Genomic DNA, 14,528 nt, shown 5'->3' with positions numbered 1-14,528 from the left:
CCGGTGATGGACCAAAGCTCCCTCCCCCTTGAGTGGAGAGATCGCGCGCGCCTACTCCGCGGCCACCAGCCCCGCCATGTCCCGGTTCTTCATCAGCTTGAAGACGATGGAATCCATCAGCGCCTGGAAGGACGCGTCGATGATGTTGTCGGACACGCCCACCGTCCACCAGCGCGCGCCGGTGCCGTCATGCGATTCGATCAGCACGCGCGTGATCGCCTCGGTGCCGCCGTTGAGGATGCGCACCTTGAAGTCGGCAAGCTGCATGTCGGCGATTTCGGCCTGATACTTGCCGAGATCCTTGCGCAGCGCGATGTCGAGCGCGTTGACCGGACCGTGGCCTTCCGCGACAGACATCTTCTCCTCGCCGTCGACCAGCACTTTCACGATGGCTTCCGAAACGGTCTTCAATTCGCCGTTGGCGTCAAAGCGGCGCTCGACCATGCAGCGGAACGAGGTGACGCGGAAGAATTCCGGCAGGCCCGACAGCATTTTTCTCGCCAGCAGTTCGAAGGACGCGTCGGCGCCCTCGTAGGCGTAGCCCTCGGCCTCTCGCTCCTTGACGGCGGCGATCAGCATGTCCAGCCGATGGCCGTCCTTCGGCACGTCGATGCCGCGCCGCTTCAGCTCGGCCAGGAAGTTGGCGCGGCCGCCCTGGTCCGACACCATGACGCGGCGGCGGTTGCCGACCGCCTCGGGCGGCACATGCTCGTAGGTGGCCGGCTCCTTGACCAGCGCGGAGGCGTGAATGCCCGCCTTGGTAGCGAAGGCGGAGGACCCGACATAGGGCGACTGCGCTTCCGGCGCGCGGTTCAACAGTTCGTCGAAGGCGCGGGAAAGGCGGGAGATACCGGCGAGTTGCTCATGCGAAATGCCGGTCTCGACCCTTTCGGCGAAAGCGGGCTTCAACAGAAGAGTCGGGATCAGCGTCACCAGATTGGCGTTGCCGCAACGTTCGCCGATGCCGTTCAGCGTGCCCTGGATCTGGCGCACGCCGGCCTCGACCGCCGCCAGCGAATTGGCGACTGCCTGCCCGGTGTCGTCATGCGCATGGATGCCCAGATGATCGCCAGGAATGCCCGCCGCGATCACCTTTTCGACGGTGGCGCGGATTTCCGACGGTTGGGTGCCGCCATTGGTGTCGCACAGCACCACCCAGCGCGCGCCGGCGTCGTAGGCGGCCTTTGCGCAGGCCAGCGCATAATCCGGATTGGCCTTGAAGCCGTCGAAGAAATGCTCGCAATCGACCATCGCTTCCTTGCCAGCGTCGCGGGCGGCCTCGACCGAGGCGCGGATGGCGTCGAGGTTTTCCTCGTTGGTGCAGCCGAGCGCGACGCGGACGTGATAGTCCCAGCTCTTGGCGACATAGCAGACGGCGTCGGACCCGGCCTGCAGCAGGGCCGCGATGCCGGGATCGTTGGAGGTGGAGACGCCGGCGCGCTTGGTCATGCCGAAGGCGACGAATTTCGCCGCCCGCGTGTGTTTGTGCCGAAAGAATTCCGTGTCGGTCGGATTGGCGCCGGGGTAGCCGCCCTCGACATAGTCGATGCCGAATTCGTCCAGCATCCGCGCGATGGCGATCTTGTCCTCGACCGAGAAGTCGATCCCCGGCGTCTGCTGGCCGTCACGCAGCGTGGTGTCGAAGAGGTAGAGGCGGTCTTTGGTCATGCACACACCGTCGAAGCCGGCGCCCTGCCGCGTCCAGCCGACCTTGTAGAACGAGCGAATTTCATACTGCCTTCCCCGCGAACTTGTCGGTGGCGTAGATCAGCCGGTCGAGGATGCCGGGTTCGGTGAAGGCGTGCCCCGCACCTTCGATCAGGTAGAACTCCGCCTTCGGCCAAGCCTTGTGCAGCGCCCAGGCGTATTTCGCGGGACAGGGCATGTCATAGCGGCCGTGGACGATCAGGCCGGGAATGTCCTTCAGTTTCCCCGCGTCGCGCAGGAGTTGCCCCTCCTCCAGCCAGCCGGCATGGACGAAATAGTGGTTCTCGATGCGGGCGAAGGCCAGCGCGTAGTCCGCCTCGGAAAAGACGTCGCTGGTCGAAGGCTCGGGCAGCAGCGTGATGGTCTGGCCTTCCCAACTCGACCAGGCGACCGCCGCCTCGATCTGCTTCTCACGATCGTCGCCCACAAGCCGCTTGCGATAGGCGGCCATCATGTCGCCGCGCTCGGCTTCCGGGATCGGCGCCTGGAAGCGCTCCCACTTGTCGGGAAACATCTCCGAGACGCCGAACTGATAGTACCATTCGAGTTCGGGGCGCGTCAGCGTGTAGATGCCGCGCACGACGAGTTCGCTGACACGCTCGGGGTGCGTCTCGGCATAGGCGAGCGCCAGCGTCGAGCCCCAGGAGCCGCCGAACACCAGCCATTTGTCGAAGCCCGCCATCTCGCGCAGCCGCTCGATGTCGGCGACCAGATGCCAGGTCGTGTTGGCCTCCAGCGACGCGTAGGGTGTCGATTTCCCGCAGCCGCGCTGGTCGAACAGGATGACATCGTAAAGCTTCGGATCGAACTGGCGGCGCTGCTTGGGCGAAATGCCGCCGCCCGGCCCGCCATGCAGGAATACGGCGGGCTTGGCGCCTTTGGTGCCGACCCGTTCCCAGTAGATGGTGTGGCCGTCGCCGACATCGAGCATGCCTGTCTCGAACGGTTCGATCTCGGGGTAGAGGGTGCGCAGCGTGGTCATTTCTGTTCTTTCAGCGGCCAGGTTTCGGTGTCGTGGTCGGGATGCTGGTAGGAGACGAGATCGGCGAGGTAAGGCGCTTCGCCGAGGTCGGCCATGGTCTCTTCCTCCGGCAGGGCCGGGACGGCATCGACATAGGGAAGCTTCGCCTCGGTGCCCCACTGGATGACCGGCGCAATCTCTTCCGGATGGTCGAAGGCGCCGATCGTCAGCGCTGTCCCGTCAGGCGCGGTGAAGGCGAGCGGCGTGCCGCATTTGCTGCAAAAGCCCCGCTTTACATGGTTCGACGAGCGGAAGGTGGCCGGCTTGCCGCGCGTCCATTCCAGCCGCGCCCCGCGGACCGAGACGAGCGGCAGGTAGAAGTTCCCGGACGCTTTCTGGCACATGCGGCAATGGCATACGGAGCCGTCGCCCAGCGCGCCCTCGACCCGGAAGCGCACCGCGCCGCACTGGCAGCCGCCGGTGTAGACGGGCTTGTTGTCGAGGCTCATCGGCTCGCACCTCGCGGCAATTTACCCCCACCCCTAACCCCTCCCCACAAGGGGGAGGGGGATTTGGACGCGGCAATTCCTGACCGCCGCAAACCCTGACCTATGACACGACGGTCACGATGTCCTCCTCCCCCTTGTGGGGAGGGGTTAGGGGTGGGGGTAAAAAGCGCTGTCATTGGAGACCTCACTCCGGATTGTGGCAGACGGCCTCGATATTGTTGCTGTCGGGATCGAACACGAAAGCGCCGTAGTAGTTCGGATGGTAGTGGGCGCGGAGGCCGGGCTCGCCGTTGTCGCGGCCGCCGGCGGCCATCGCCGCTTCATAGAAGGCATCAACCTCGGCGCGCGTGTCGGCGGTGAAGGCGTAGTGCCGGCCGGGACCGGGCTCGTCCGCCTCATGCAGCCAGAACTGCGGCCGGTCGTAGCCATAGCCGCCGACCTTGACGCCGCCGGTGAATTCCTCCGGCACCATCATCACCAGCGACGCGCCGAGCGGCGCCAGCGCCGCATCGTAGAAGCGTTTGGAAGCGTCGAAGTCCTTCACGGCAATGCCGGTGTGATCGATCACCGCTTCACCTCCCAGGTTGTCACGCGTTCGCCCGTCGCTGGGTCCTTGCCGTCCTTGAGCTGGATGCCCTGCGCCAGAAGCTCGTCGCGGATACGGTCGGCCTCGGCCCAGTTTTTTTCGCGAATGAAGCCGAGGCGACGCGCGACAAAGTCGGCCACATCGACGTCGGTGGCCAACTCCGCCAGATCGATGCCGACCAGTTCGGCCGCCGCCTTCAGGCCGGATGCGGAAAGGTCTGCTTCGTTCATGAGGCGGAAATACAGCGCAAAATCCAGATCGTCGCTCAACGCGGCGACGAACGTGTCGTCGATCTGGCCGGAAGCGCTTCCGGCCGCCTTCCGGCGCCATTTCTCCAGCAGGGCTTCCGCCTCTTCCAGTTTCCGCACCGAGAAATCGATCGGCTCGCGGTAGTGGGTCATCAGCATGGCGAGCCTGAGCACCTCGCCCGGCCATTTGCGGCCGCCGAATGTCTCCGTCTCCAGCAGTTCGTGGATGGAGTAGAAGTTGCCGAGGCTCTTCGACATCTTCTGGCCCTCCACCTGGAGGAAACCGTTGTGCAGCCAGTAGTTGGCCATCACGTCGGTGCCGTGGGCGCAACGCGACTGGGCGATCTCGTTCTCGTGGTGCGGAAAGATCAGGTCGAGCCCGCCGCCGTGGATATCGAACACTTCTCCGAGATAGGCCGCCGACATGGCCGAGCACTCGATATGCCAGCCCGGACGGCCCCTGCCCCACGGGCTTTCCCAGCCGGGCTCTTCGGGCGAGGAAAGCTTCCACAGCACGAAGTCGCCGGGGTTCCTTTTGTGTGCATCGACGGCGACGCGCGCGCCGGCCTGCTGCTCGTCCAGCGGGCGTTTCGAGAGGCGGCCGTAGTCCGGCATGGAAGCGGTGTCGAACAGGACTTCGCCTGTGGCTTCATAGGCATGGCCGCGGTCGATGAGAGACTGAATCAACGAAATCATGTCGGCCCGCCCATCGGCGCGCGGCTGCACGAACTCGGTGGCGCGCGGTTCGACGGTCGGCGGCAGGCAGCCGAGTGCGGCGACATCCTCGTGGAACTGGTCGGCGGTCTTTTCCGTCACGCGGCGGATCGCCTCGTTGAGCGAGAGCCTGCCCGCCTCGATCTCGGCGCCGAAATCGCGGAGCGCGCGCGCGTTGATCTTGTCGTCCACGTCGGTGATGTTGCGCACATAGGTGACGTGGGCTTCGCCATAGAGGTGACGCAGCAGCCGATAGAGCACGTCGAAGACGATCACCGGCCGCGCATTGCCGACGTGGGCGAAGTCGTAGACCGTCGGCCCGCAGACATACATGCGCACGTTCGCCGCATCGATGGGGACGAAATCCTCCTTCGCGCGCGTCAGCGTGTTGGTGAGGCGCAAACCCCGGAAACCGGATGCGTTTCTATCGGACATAAATCTCCCTCGGCCTGCTGGCCGGGGCGTTTGTCCTGTCTGGTGAAAGATGAGGCGAAAACGTCCGGACCAGCGCGTGCGCTAGCCAATAATCGAAATGCCACAAATGGCGCCAGAAATGGCGAACGACGTTTTCATGCGCGGCTTTATCGCCTTCGCCCGTGTTGCCGTCAAGTCGCATCTTCCGGCGAAAACGCCGCCGGGTTCGGCACAGGCGCGCCGTGCAACATTTTATTAAACATGTCGGCACAGCGTCGAAACATTCGCCGGCTACTACGCGAGCCGCCCAGATTTCGGCGGAATCGGGCATCATTGCGCAGTCGCCAGAGGGGACGGTATCCCCGGGGACAAAGGGATTTCAGACATGCCTCGCACCACCAAGGACGTTCGCCCCAAGCAACCGGCGCTCGCCCACCAGTACCGCGCCATCGGCCCGGCGGCCGTCGCGGCGGCGCTTCTTCACATGACCAGGAAGCAGAAGCCGGTCCAGAAGATCATCTCGCCCCGTCCGGCTTAGGGCGATAGGGAAGACGCAAGATCAAGCGTCATCCCGGCTCGCGGTCGCTTCGCTCCCTTGGCCGGGATGACGCCCGTTTCCGCTAAAACAAAGTCATCTGACCGTCGTCGGCGCCGGGCTTCCGGCGCTTTGGCGTTTCCGGCGTCTCTTCTTCGACCGACATATAGGGCGCCTGGATGTCCGGCTCCGTATTGGCGACCTTGTTGACCCGATCCGAAACCGCGACGGCTTCGAAATAGCCTTCGGGCGCCGGCCTGAGCAGGTCGGCCATGTCGCGCGGTTCGTTGCTGCGGCAATCCAGCCATCGGGCGAAGTGCTCGGGCTCGATCACCACCGGCATGCGTTCGTGGATAGTGGCGATGTCGGCGCTCGCGGCAGTCGTCAGGATGGCGCCGGTGTCCATCTCCGATCCGCCCGGCTCCATATAGGTCTCCACCAGCGCGGCGAAGGCCACCGGTCCGCCGTGCCGGGGCCGCAGCCAGTAGGGCTGACCGCGCCGGCCGTTCGCCTGCCTCCTCCATTCGTAGAAGCCGCTGGCGGGCACCAGCGCGCGGCGGTGGCGCATGGCGGAGCGAAAGGACGCCTTGGTCGCGGCCTCCTCCGAGCGGGCGTTGATGAGCAACGGAAAATTCCGCGTGTCCTTCACCCAGCCTGGAATCAGTCCCCAGCGCACCAGCATCGCCTCGCGGTCGGGCAGGTTGGAGCCCGGCGCGCGCGGGCCGGCGGCGACCACGGCGAGGATCGGCTGCGTGGGGGCGATGTTGTAGCGGGCGGGAAATTCCTCCAGTTCGCCCAGCCCGAGAAAGGCTGCCGTCTGGTCGGTGGTCGCCGTCAAGGCAAAGCGTCCGCACATGATCGAGCCTCGCGGTACGTGTCGGAAAAGAAACGAAGGTGGCGATGGAAGCGCGCGGCTTCAACCGTTAAAAGCGGTCTGCGCCGATCATCCACAATCACGGGCATCGAGAGACCTGCCAATGAACACGAGACGGGAACTGCCGGCGGTGTCGGTCGCCGTCGTGCGCGGGGACCGCGTGCTGCTGGTGAAGCGCGCGCGGCCGCCTTCGCAGGGCCTCTACGCGTTCCCGGGCGGCAAGGTCGAGCCCGGCGAGACGCTGGAGCAGGCGGCGCGGCGCGAACTCATGGAAGAGACAGGGCTGACGGCGCGGGCCTTCAGGCCGGTCGAGACCATCCTGATCGACGGCGCCGGCGAAGGTCATCCGGTCGACTACCGGCTGACGGTGTTCGGTGCCGATTATCATCACGGCGAACCCGAGCCCGCCGACGACGCCGAGAGCGCCGCCTTCTACACGCTGGCCGAGATGAGCGCGATGCCGCTCGCCGGCTCCGTCTTTACCATCGCGGAAGAATTGCTGGCTTCCGGCGGAAATGGCCTTGCCTAGCGTCCTGAACGCCTTGCAGGCGACAAATTGTTTCGCCACAAGGTTTTATGGCTAGAGGTCGATCCTTGTCGGCAATCCTCATGGCGGCCGCACTCGCGGCATCGCCGCCGGCGGCGCGGGCGGCGGAAGCTCCGTTCGAGCCGGGGCTGATGCGGCTGGCGGAAATCCTGGGGTCCCTGCACTTCCTGCGCAATCTGTGCGGCGAGAAGGGCGACCAATGGCGAGCGGAGATGGAGAAGCTGCTGGTCTCGGAGAATCCCGATCCGGCCAGGCGCGCCCGCTTCATCGCCTCGTTCAACCGCGGCTACCGCTCCTTTGGCAGCACCTACACCCAGTGTACCCCATCCGCCACGGAAGCCATCAATCGTTACATGAAGGAAGGCGAAGACCTGTCGCGCGACATCGCCTCGCGTTATGGCAATTAAGACTGCGTTAACTTTTTTGCCAATGCCGGGGTGCGCTACAGCGAGGCTGTGCTAGACTCTTAACGGGACATTAAAGGGACGCTTCAGGTTTGATCCGCATTTTATGGATCGACGGTAGCAGAGGGTTTGAGTGGCAATGGAACATACCGCCAGCGATATCGATGCCCTGGTCAGGGAAGAAAAGCGCCTGACGGCGGCCGAAAGCCACAGCGAAGCCTGGGCCGAGGGGCTGTCGGCAGGCATCGAACCCGATATCATCGCCGAGGCCGCGCTGGAGACGGCGTTCGGCGAAATGCTGCGCGCCAGCGGTGAGACCGCCGCGCTCGCCCTGCTCGACAGGATGCGCGAAAAGGTCATCGAAGGCGCGTTCGAGCCGTGCCAGGTCCGGCATTGACCGGCACGCCGGGAACGATACCGACCTCGACACACCGCCTGGAAAGCGCTTCGGGCAGCCTGGAGGCAGGGACCGTGGAATTACCTGATCCATCGCGGTGGACCTATGCCGCCCTGTCGCTGCTTTTTGCTTCGCTCTTCGCGGGTTCCCTCTTTCTGGTCGGCAGCGAACCGGCCGCTGCGCTCTCGGAAATCCAGCGCGAGGAATTGCCTTCCGCGACGCCGCAGACGCCTGGCGACGAAGACCAGTTGTCGCCCGTCGACGAGGTTCCCCTGCCCAATCCGCCCAGCGCCGCCCCGTCCGCCGGCGATCAGCCAGCGTCGCCTGAAGACCAGGACGAGCCGCAGCAGGTCGAGCCAACGAAGCCCGGCCAGGGCGGCGACGTGACCAATCCGCGCGTCGATCCGGACAAGCCGCAACCCCAGGTCGTCTACGACCTGTCCCAACTGCCCGAACCGGTGCGGCGCATGCACGATCTAATCGTGGAAGCCTGCAAGAGCGGCGACATCGAGAAACTGCGGCCCCTGATCGGAACCGGGACTTCCATGACCCAGCTTTCGCTGGCCGAGATCGACGGCGACGCGATCGATTTCCTCAAAAGCCTGTCCGGCGATTCCGAAGGCCAGGAAATCCTCGCCATAATGGAAGAGGTGCTGAACGCCGGCTACGTCCACCTCGACTCCGGCTCGCCGCAGGAACTTTATGTCTGGCCGTATTTCTTCGCGCTGCCGCTGGACAAGCTCGACGCCCGTCAGCGCGTGGAACTCTTCAAGCTCGTCACGGCCAGCGACTATGACGACATGAAGCAGTTCGGCGCCTATATCTTCTATCGCGTAGGCATCGCCCCGGACGGGCGCTGGATTTTCTTCGTGGCGGGGGAATAAGAAACGGCAGTCGGCAGTCGGTTGCACCTTGGCAAGGTACTGATCAGCACGGCTGCGAGAAATTCTCCTACCGACTGCCTATTCCCGACTGCCGCTTTCCTGAAACTCCACCGCCCTGCCCTGCGCCGGCGTGACGATCTCGCCTTCCCACATGACGCGGGTGCCACGAATGATCGTGCCCAACGGCCAGCCGATGACCTCGCGTCCGTCATGCGGCGTCCAGCCGGCTTTGGAGCCCTGCTGGGCGTTGGTGATCGTCTCGCGCCGCTTCAGGTCGACAATGGTGAAATCGGCGTCGTAGCCGGCGGCGATGCGGCCCTTGCGCGCCATGCCGAAGATACGCTGCGGACCGTGGCTGGAGAGGTCCACGAAGCGCTCGATGGTAAGACGCCCCGCATTGACGTGGTCGAGCATCACCGGCACCAGCGTCTGGACCCCGGTCATGCCCGAGGGCGAGGCAGGATAGGGCTTCGCCTTTTCCTCCAGCGTGTGCGGCGCATGGTCGGAACCGAGCACGTCGACGATGCCCTGCGCGATGCCGCGCCATACGCCGTCGCGATGGCGGGCCGCGCGCACCGGCGGGTTCATCTGCAGCAGCGTGCCGAGCCGCGCATAGTCGTCCGCCGTGAAGGTCAGATGATGCGGCGTCGCCTCGCAGGTGGCGACGTCCTTGTGCTGTTCGAGGAAGTCGATCTCCTCGGCGGTCGAGATATGCAGCACATGGATGCGCGCCCGCTCCCGCTTCGCGATGCGCACCAGCCGCTCGGTGCAGGTGAGTGCCGCGATCTCGTCCCGCCAGACCGGGTGCGAGGACGGGTCGCCTTCGACACGCTCGCCGAGCCGTTCGCGCAGGCGGAACTCGTCCTCGGAATGGAAGGCGGCGCGGCGGCGCGTGTTCCTCAGGATCGAGGCGACGCCTTCGTCGTCCTCGACCAGAAGGTCGCCGGTCGACGAGCCCATGAAGACCTTGATGCCAGCAGCGCCCGGCAGGCGCTCCAACTCTCCGAGATCCCGCGCATTGTCGCGAGTGCCGCCGACCCAGAACGCGAAATCGCAATGCATGCGGCCGGTGGCGCGTTGCACCTTGTCGGCGAGCGCAGCCTCGCTCGTGGTCAACGGTTTGGTGTTGGGCATCTCGAAGACGGCGGTGACGCCGCCCAGCACCGCCGCGCGCGAGCCGGCCTCGAGGTCTTCCTTGTGCTCCATACCGGGTTCGCGGAAATGCACCTGGCTGTCGACCACACCCGGCAGGACGTGCAGGCCGGCGCAATCGATGGTTTCCTCGGCGGAGGCACGGCCGAGATACCCTATGGCGGCGATGCGGCCGTCCCTGACGCCGACGTCGCGGACGCCCTTGCCGTCCTGATTGACCACTGTCCCGCCTGTCAGGATGAGATCGAAGGTGGCTGGCATGGCGGTCCATCTCTCTTGCAGGGGAAGTGGCAGGGGCTTACGTAATGGCCGACCTTTTTGCAAGCTTCAGGCCTCTGCCGCCAATGCCCTCCATCCAGTTGAACGACCGCGCGCTGATCGATGTCTCCGGCCCGGATGCCGAGCATTTCCTGCAGAACATCCTGACCACCGATCTCGACCAGCTCCAACACGGCCAGGCGAAACCCGGCGCGCTGCTTGCGCCGCAAGGCAAGATCCTGTTCGACTTTCTGATCTCGCGCCTTGGCGACGACGGCTTCCGGCTCGACTGCCGGGCCGATGCGGCCGACGATTTCGTGCGCCGGCTGATGCTCTACCGGCTGCGCGCCAAGGCGGATATTTCCAGGCAGGAACAGCCGGTTATCCAAGTGAGCTTGGGAAATGATTCAGATGCCTCGGAGAATGAATCAACTTCTTCAGAACATGATTCAATTCGAGTCGTGGATACGCGCTTTCGATTGGAGCCGGTCTTTCGAACTTATGGCGCCGCTTTACCCCCACCCCTGACCCCTCCCCTCAAGGGGGAGGGGAACGCCAACGCCTCAGAATCCCCCTCCCCCTTGAGGGGAGGGGTCAGCGGTGGGGGTACAGGGATCGAGGGTACGGCGACAGACGCCTATACCGCCTTGCGAATCGCCAACGGCGTGGCCGAAAGCGGCGCGGATTACCAGCTCGGCGACGCCTTTCCGCATGACGTGCTGCTCGACCAGACAGGCGGCGTGGGGTTCTCCAAAGGCTGCTATGTCGGGCAGGAAGTGGTCTCGCGCATGCAGCATCGCGGCACGGCCCGTCGGCGCGTGCTTCTCGTCGAAGCGGCAGACGCCCTGCCCTCGCCCGGAACGGAGCTGACCGTCGACGGCCGCTCCGTCGGGACGCTTGGCTCCAGCGCCGGCAATCGCGGCCTGGCGATTGCACGGATCGACCGAGTGAAGACGGCCTTGGACGAAGGCAAAGCCATCCTTGCCGGCGACGTGCCTGTGTCACTGTCCATCCCGGGTTGGGCGACCTTCACTTTTCCGCAAAGTCCATCGGCGGAGGACGCCTGATGGCGCCCGACCGAGCCGGCGCGCCGGCGCGTGCGTGGCAGCGCATGCTGTCCGGCCGGCGGCTCGACCTGCTCGACCCGTCGCCGCTCGACATCGAGCTGTCGGACATCGCCCACGGCCTCGCGCGCGTGGCGCGCTGGAACGGCCAGACCTGTGGGGACCATGCCTTCTCGGTGGCGCAACATTCGCTGCTGGTCGAGGCGATCTACGCGGAACTCGTTCCGCAGGCGACGCCCGAGCAAAAACTGACGGCGCTGCTGCACGACGCCCCGGAATATGTCATCGGCGACATGATTTCGCCGTTCAAGGCGGTGATGGGCGGCAGCTACAAGGAATGCGAGCAGCGCCTGCAACGCGCCATCCATCTGCGCTTCTCGCTGCCGGCCGACACCCCGACAAGGCTGAAGCAGGACATCAAGCAGGCCGACCAGATCGCTGCCTATTTCGAGGCCACGCATCTCGCAGGGTTCTCAGCGAGCGAAGCAACGCAGTTCTTCGGCCGACCGCGCGGCTTTTCAGCGGACCGACTGGACCTTGCCCCCCGCGCGGTGACCGAAATCCAGGATGCGTTCATCGGCCGCTTCGACGAGATCGAGCGGTTCAGGACGTAGGGCCTATCGCCCCTGGCGCTCCAGCCGGTCGAGGAACCACTGGGTGAGCCGACGCCACACTTCGTCCTTCTCGCCGGTGTCCTCGCAGCCGTGATCGAGATTGGGATTGTCGTTGACCTCGATGACGAAGATGCCGTCCTTCGTCTCCTTGAGGTCGACGCCGTAAAGGCCGTCGCCAATGCAGCGCGCCGCCTTGACGGCGGTCTGGACCACGTCGTCCGGAGTCTCCTTGAGCGTGAAGGTCTTGAAACCGCCCTGGTCGGGTTTGCCGCTCGCCTTGTGGTGGACGATCTGCCAGTGCTTCTTGGCCATCAGGTAATGGACGGCGAAGAGCGGCTGGCCGCCCAGGACGCCGATGCGCCAGTCGAACTCGGTGGGAATGAATTTCTGCGCGATCAGCAGGTCGGATTCCTCCATCCACTCCGTCGCCAGCGCCTTCAGTTCCTCGAAATTCGAGCACTTCTTGACGCCGCGCGAAAAGGACGAGTCCGGGATCTTCAGCACCAGCGGAAAGCCCAGCGTCTCGGCCGCCAGCTCGAAATCGGCCGGGCCGGCGATCATCACCGTCGGCGGCACCGGCACCTTGTTGGCCGTCATCAGTTCGTTCAGATAGACCTTGTTGGTGCAGCGGATCATCGACATCGGGTCGTCGATCACCGGCATGCCTTCCTGCTGCGCGCGCCGCGCGAAGCGGTAGGTATGGCTGGAGATCGTCGTCGTCTCGCGGATGAACAGCGCGTCGTAGTTGGCGAGTTTCGACAGGTCCTTGCGGGTGATCGGCTCGACCTCGACGCCCATCTTCTCGGCGATGCGCGCCCAGTGGCGCAGCGACGAGATTTCAGACGGCGGAAGTTCTTCCTGCGGATCGACCAGCGTGGCGAACGTATAACGCGCCGGCGTGCGCGCCCTGGTGTCGCGCCATTCGCGGCCGGTGTATATTTCCATGCCGGCGAGGAAGCGCTTCTTCTCGTCCTCGCCCATGCGGGCCACCGGATGGAAGCCGATCTTGCGGATCGAGGCCCATTCGCCGCCGTCGGCGATCGCGACCTCCAGCGCCGGCGCGCGGAACCAGTCGAACAGAAGCCTGGCGAAGCGGTCCCACGCCTTCGATGGACCGATGCCGAAGAAGATTTGCACCTTGGCCGGGAAGGTGCCGCCAAGGTCCTTGCGGCATTTGTTCAGCGCCAGTTCCAGTTCCGGCAGGGCATGTTCGTAGAGCTTGCGCTCCGACAGGTCGATCATCGTCTCGACAGTCGGGATCACCCTGTGGCCGCGCGACGATGCCAGCAGCGAGGCGTAGTAGCCGCGGCTCTGATAGGCATAGCTGTTCGACAGGTTGATGACCTTGGGGCGCTGACCCTTGAACAATGCCGGATGGGCCAGATAGTCGCGATTGGTGATGATCTTGTGCGGCGTGGCCGCCGGATCGATGTCGCTAATCCTGCCGGTGAGGATGACCCAGGTCATTTGAGCGGTGTCCGATCGGATTTGCCGAGGGTGATGGCCGCGCGCAGCCCGTCGCGGCCGAACTGCGCCATGTTCATGAAGATCTCGTAGGGCACGGGAATGTTCGCGGCATCCAGCGTCGTCTCCTCCCGCTCGTCCTCGACCCAGGGATCGTGGATAAGGATGTGGTCGCCGTCGTCGCCGATGGCAAGAACCCAGTGCGGCACCTTCTTGCCAAACATCAGGAAGCCGCTGACCAGCACGAGGACCAGCTTTCCCTCGCCGAGCGCCGCCCGGATGTCTTCCAACGCGAAGGCGCGATAGTCGACCGGGATGCCGTAGTCCTCGGCGCGGCGCCTGAAATCGACCTGCGCGAGTTCCATGACCCGGCGCTTCTCCTCGCTGCGCACCGACTGCAGGAACAGCGCGCCATAGAAGGAAACGAAGATTTCCGCAGAAAGGCCGCTCTCATGCGCGGTGACGGCGAGGCCGAAAGGCTCGCAGCCGCCGGGGCCGGACATCATGAAGACGGTGGTGGCCTCGCGCCAGAGACGGATCTCCATCACCGGGTCGGGCACGAAGGACGGATCGAAATGGGCCATTGCCATCATCAGGCAGCACGGTCCGCAGGTGAAGTCGCAGGTCTGTTCATAGAAAGGAACGGCGGTGGCCACCGGGACGTCGCCGCGCAGGGTCTTTTCGTAGCGCAGCGCCGTGGCGCCGTCCTCGTAGTAATCCGGCTCGCGGCCGATGCGGCGATAGCCGGCCTTCTCGTAGATGCGGATGGCGCGCGCATTGTCCTCGCGCACTTCGAGCCTGAGCAGCAGGCGGTCGTGGTCGAAAGCCGCTGTTTCGGCGGCATCCAGAAGCAGGCGGCCGACCCCCTGCCCGCCGAAATCCGGACCCGTGGCGATCGAATAGAGCCGCGCCACGCCCGACCCCTTGCGGAAGAGAACGATGGCGTAGCCGGCAAGGCGGTCGCCGGATATTGCGACAAGCGCTTCCGCCGTCTCGCGCTCGATCAGCGCGCGAAAGGAACGGCGCGAAATGCGGTCGCCCGGAAAAACGGCAGTCTCGATGGCGGCGAGGTCATCGATGTCGGACGCGAGGGCCTTGCGTATTTCGACCGACATGAACGCCCTGGGCGACCTCGACAAGGGAGGAAAGGCTTCGAATCATGGCACGGCCACTCCGCGACCATGCACGGATCGCGC

16 protein-coding genes are annotated in these 14,528 nt (G+C 65.0%); 7 read left to right on the top strand and 9 right to left on the bottom strand.

Going from position 1 to position 14,528, the window contains the following annotated elements; translation table 11 throughout:
• Window positions 1-51: 51 nt before the first annotated feature.
• The 5 genes from cimA to cysS all read right to left on the bottom strand — a co-directional run bounded on the left by cimA (window position 52) and on the right by cysS (window position 5,160).
• Window positions 52-1,668 (bottom strand): citramalate synthase, encoded by a 1,617-nt coding sequence (gene cimA / locus ABMA46_RS09685; protein WP_348999127.1) that lies wholly within the window; start codon window positions 1,666-1,668, stop codon window positions 52-54.
• A gap of 61 nt (window positions 1,669-1,729) precedes the next feature.
• A complete protein-coding gene (pip, locus tag ABMA46_RS09680; protein WP_348999126.1) occupies window positions 1,730-2,689 on the bottom strand; it encodes a prolyl aminopeptidase in 960 nt (319 codons plus the stop codon).
• On the bottom strand, window positions 2,686-3,177 hold the full coding sequence (locus tag ABMA46_RS09675; protein WP_348999125.1) for a GFA family protein: 492 nt from the start codon (window positions 3,175-3,177) through the stop codon (window positions 2,686-2,688). The genes pip and ABMA46_RS09675 overlap by 4 nt, the downstream gene beginning before the upstream one ends.
• Before the next feature lie 184 nt (window positions 3,178-3,361).
• A complete protein-coding gene (locus ABMA46_RS09670) occupies window positions 3,362-3,745 on the bottom strand; it encodes a VOC family protein (protein ID WP_348999124.1) in 384 nt (127 codons plus the stop codon).
• Complete coding sequence (cysS, locus tag ABMA46_RS09665) at window positions 3,742-5,160, bottom strand: cysteine--tRNA ligase (protein WP_348999123.1); 1,419 nt, start codon at window positions 5,158-5,160, stop codon at window positions 3,742-3,744. The genes ABMA46_RS09670 and cysS overlap by 4 nt, the downstream gene beginning before the upstream one ends.
• A 364-nt stretch (window positions 5,161-5,524) precedes the next feature.
• Here cysS and ABMA46_RS09660 point away from each other — a divergent pair, with 364 nt between their 5' ends.
• Window positions 5,525-5,677, top strand: coding sequence for a hypothetical protein (locus ABMA46_RS09660; RefSeq protein WP_348999122.1), 153 nt, complete (start codon window positions 5,525-5,527; stop codon window positions 5,675-5,677).
• A gap of 82 nt (window positions 5,678-5,759) precedes the next feature.
• Here the strand turns inward: ABMA46_RS09660 and ABMA46_RS09655 are convergent, their stop codons facing one another.
• Entirely contained in the window at window positions 5,760-6,530 is a 771-nt protein-coding gene (locus ABMA46_RS09655) for an SOS response-associated peptidase (protein ID WP_348999121.1), read from the bottom strand.
• A gap of 121 nt (window positions 6,531-6,651) precedes the next feature.
• Between ABMA46_RS09655 and ABMA46_RS09650 the strand changes: the two genes are divergently transcribed.
• From ABMA46_RS09650 to ABMA46_RS09635, 4 genes are all read left to right on the top strand, one after another.
• Entirely contained in the window at window positions 6,652-7,077 is a 426-nt protein-coding gene (locus ABMA46_RS09650) for an NUDIX hydrolase (protein WP_348999120.1), read from the top strand.
• Between the two features lie 80 nt (window positions 7,078-7,157).
• Window positions 7,158-7,502: a TIGR02301 family protein gene (locus ABMA46_RS09645; protein WP_348999119.1), complete on the top strand. Its 345-nt coding sequence runs from the start codon at window positions 7,158-7,160 to the stop codon at window positions 7,500-7,502.
• 136 nt (window positions 7,503-7,638) lie between these two features.
• The gene (locus ABMA46_RS09640; RefSeq protein WP_348999286.1) at window positions 7,639-7,896 is read left to right on the top strand and encodes a hypothetical protein; all 258 of its coding nucleotides are present in this window, start codon (window positions 7,639-7,641) and stop codon (window positions 7,894-7,896) included.
• 113 nt (window positions 7,897-8,009) lie between these two features.
• Window positions 8,010-8,780, top strand: coding sequence for a hypothetical protein (locus ABMA46_RS09635; protein WP_348999285.1), 771 nt, complete (start codon window positions 8,010-8,012; stop codon window positions 8,778-8,780).
• Window positions 8,781-8,858: 78 nt separating this feature from the next.
• Here ABMA46_RS09635 and ABMA46_RS09630 read toward each other — a convergent pair whose 3' ends face one another.
• Entirely contained in the window at window positions 8,859-10,193 is a 1,335-nt protein-coding gene (locus ABMA46_RS09630) for a dihydroorotase (RefSeq protein ID WP_348999118.1), read from the bottom strand.
• Between the two features lie 83 nt (window positions 10,194-10,276).
• On the opposite strand from ABMA46_RS09630, the gene ygfZ reads away from it, so the two are divergent.
• Both ygfZ and ABMA46_RS09620 read left to right on the top strand, forming a co-directional pair.
• On the top strand, window positions 10,277-11,257 hold the full coding sequence (gene ygfZ, locus ABMA46_RS09625; protein ID WP_348999284.1) for a CAF17-like 4Fe-4S cluster assembly/insertion protein YgfZ: 981 nt from the start codon (window positions 10,277-10,279) through the stop codon (window positions 11,255-11,257).
• Window positions 11,257-11,868 carry a YfbR-like 5'-deoxynucleotidase gene (locus ABMA46_RS09620; protein WP_348999117.1) on the top strand — a complete coding sequence of 204 codons (612 nt, stop codon included), beginning with the start codon at window positions 11,257-11,259 and terminating at the stop codon, window positions 11,866-11,868. The genes ygfZ and ABMA46_RS09620 overlap by 1 nt, the downstream gene beginning before the upstream one ends.
• A gap of 3 nt (window positions 11,869-11,871) precedes the next feature.
• Here ABMA46_RS09620 and ABMA46_RS09615 read toward each other — a convergent pair whose 3' ends face one another.
• Both ABMA46_RS09615 and ABMA46_RS09610 read right to left on the bottom strand, forming a co-directional pair.
• A complete protein-coding gene (locus ABMA46_RS09615) occupies window positions 11,872-13,335 on the bottom strand; it encodes a RimK family protein (protein ID WP_348999116.1) in 1,464 nt (487 codons plus the stop codon).
• Window positions 13,332-14,447, bottom strand: a complete 1,116-nt coding sequence (locus ABMA46_RS09610; RefSeq protein ID WP_348999115.1) for a peptidase C39 family protein — start codon at window positions 14,445-14,447, stop codon at window positions 13,332-13,334. The genes ABMA46_RS09615 and ABMA46_RS09610 overlap by 4 nt, the downstream gene beginning before the upstream one ends.
• Between the last annotated feature and the right edge of the window lie 81 nt (window positions 14,448-14,528).

The sequence above is a fragment of the Mesorhizobium hunchu genome (assembly GCF_040081975.1).
GTDB classification, from domain to species: domain Bacteria; phylum Pseudomonadota; class Alphaproteobacteria; order Rhizobiales; family Rhizobiaceae; genus Mesorhizobium; species Mesorhizobium hunchu.
The sequence above is the reverse complement of the archived record's forward strand: the minus strand, read 5'-3'. Positions and strand labels throughout refer to the sequence as shown.

Excerpts from the sequence above, each read along its gene's own strand:
- pip (WP_348999126.1), bottom strand. The coding sequence starts at position 2,689 with ATGACCACGCTGCGCACCCTCTACCCCGAGATCGAACCGTTCGAGACA.
- ABMA46_RS09650 (WP_348999120.1), top strand. The coding sequence starts at position 6,652 with ATGAACACGAGACGGGAACTGCCGGCGGTGTCGGTCGCCGTCGTGCGC.
- ABMA46_RS09610 (WP_348999115.1), bottom strand. The coding sequence starts at position 14,447 with ATGTCGGTCGAAATACGCAAGGCCCTCGCGTCCGACATCGATGACCTC.
- ABMA46_RS09620 (WP_348999117.1), top strand. The coding sequence starts at position 11,257 with ATGGCGCCCGACCGAGCCGGCGCGCCGGCGCGTGCGTGGCAGCGCATG.
- ABMA46_RS09640 (WP_348999286.1), top strand. The coding sequence starts at position 7,639 with ATGGAACATACCGCCAGCGATATCGATGCCCTGGTCAGGGAAGAAAAG.
- ABMA46_RS09655 (WP_348999121.1), bottom strand. The coding sequence starts at position 6,530 with ATGTGCGGACGCTTTGCCTTGACGGCGACCACCGACCAGACGGCAGCC.
- ABMA46_RS09630 (WP_348999118.1), bottom strand. The coding sequence starts at position 10,193 with ATGCCAGCCACCTTCGATCTCATCCTGACAGGCGGGACAGTGGTCAAT.
- ygfZ (WP_348999284.1), top strand. The coding sequence starts at position 10,277 with ATGCCCTCCATCCAGTTGAACGACCGCGCGCTGATCGATGTCTCCGGC.
- ABMA46_RS09660 (WP_348999122.1), top strand. The coding sequence starts at position 5,525 with ATGCCTCGCACCACCAAGGACGTTCGCCCCAAGCAACCGGCGCTCGCC.
- ABMA46_RS09645 (WP_348999119.1), top strand. The coding sequence starts at position 7,158 with ATGGCGGCCGCACTCGCGGCATCGCCGCCGGCGGCGCGGGCGGCGGAA.
- ABMA46_RS09675 (WP_348999125.1), bottom strand. The coding sequence starts at position 3,177 with ATGAGCCTCGACAACAAGCCCGTCTACACCGGCGGCTGCCAGTGCGGC.
- cimA (WP_348999127.1), bottom strand. The coding sequence starts at position 1,668 with ATGACCAAAGACCGCCTCTACCTCTTCGACACCACGCTGCGTGACGGC.
- ABMA46_RS09615 (WP_348999116.1), bottom strand. The coding sequence starts at position 13,335 with ATGACCTGGGTCATCCTCACCGGCAGGATTAGCGACATCGATCCGGCG.
- cysS (WP_348999123.1), bottom strand. The coding sequence starts at position 5,160 with ATGTCCGATAGAAACGCATCCGGTTTCCGGGGTTTGCGCCTCACCAAC.